Raw genomic sequence first — 1,113 nt, forward strand, 5'->3', positions numbered from 1 at the left:
CGGTCGGTGTTCGAGCACCGGGCGGTGCTGGTTGGCGGTGAACTCGGCGAGTTCGAATCTCTGCTGGAGGCTTTGGCGCAGGGTCGTGCCGCCGCTGGTGTGGTGGAGGGTGTTGCGCGGGAGGCGGGGCGGACGGTGTTCGTCTTCCCTGGGCAGGGTTCGCAGTGGGTGGGGATGGGGGCGCGTCTGTGGGAGGCGTCGCCGGTGTTCGCGGAGTCGATGGAGCGGTGTGAGCGGGCGCTTGAGCCGTTCGTGGACTGGTCGTTGAGGGAGGTTCTGACCTCGGGCGATGGTCTGGAGCGGGTGGACGTGGTCCAGCCGGCGACCTTCGCGGTGATGGTCTCCCTGGCGGAGCTCTGGGGTTCGTTGGGGGTGCGTCCGGATGCGGTGGTCGGGCACTCCCAGGGTGAGATCGCGGCGGCGGCGGTCTCGGGCGCTCTGAGTCTGGAGGACGCCGCGCGGGTGGTCGCGTCGCGCTCGCAGGTGATCGGCCGTGAGCTGGCGGGGTTGGGTGCGATGGCCTCGATTCCGCTGCCCGCTGCAGAGGTTTCGGAGCGGATCGCGGGTGACGACGGGCTGGGCATTGCGGCGTTGAACGGTCCGCGTCTGGTGGTCGTGTCCGGTGACGTGCAGGCCGTTCAGGACCTGGTGGCGGAGTACCAGGCGCGGGAGGTCCGGGCGAGGTTGATCCCGGTGGACTACGCCTCGCACTCCGCGCACGTGGAGCGGATCGAGGCCGAACTCCTCGACGTGCTCGCGCCGATCGAGCCCCTCAAGTCGCGGGTGCCGTTCTTCTCGACGGTGACGGGCGGCTGGGCGGACACCACGGGCTTCGACGCCGGGTACTGGTACACGAACCTGCGTGCGCAGGTCGGCTTCGAGCCGGCGATCCGGGTGCTGCACGAGGAGGGCTTCACGGCCTTCGTCGAGTCGAGCCCGCACCCCGTCCTGGTCCAGGGGATCCAGGAGACGCTGGACGAGGCCGAGGTGACCGTCACCGGCACCCTGCGCCGTACCGAGGACACCTTGGAGCGCCTCTACACCTCCGCCGCCCAACTGCACGTGAGCGGTGTCCCGGTGGACTGGACGGCGACCGGCACCGCCGGGAAGCCC

The 1,113-nt window shown here is 70.4% G+C and carries 1 protein-coding gene; it reads left to right on the forward strand.

Annotated features, from left to right (window positions below; genetic code table 11):
• Nucleotides 1–135: 135 nt before the first annotated feature.
• Nucleotides 136–1,113: acyltransferase domain-containing protein (locus tag ACIQIB_RS39555; protein WP_400764334.1), on the forward strand; the 978-nt coding region annotated here is incomplete at its 3' end.

This window comes from Kitasatospora sp. NPDC092286 (assembly GCF_044755565.1).
In the GTDB taxonomy this organism is placed as follows: Bacteria; Actinomycetota; Actinomycetes; order Streptomycetales; family Streptomycetaceae; genus Kitasatospora.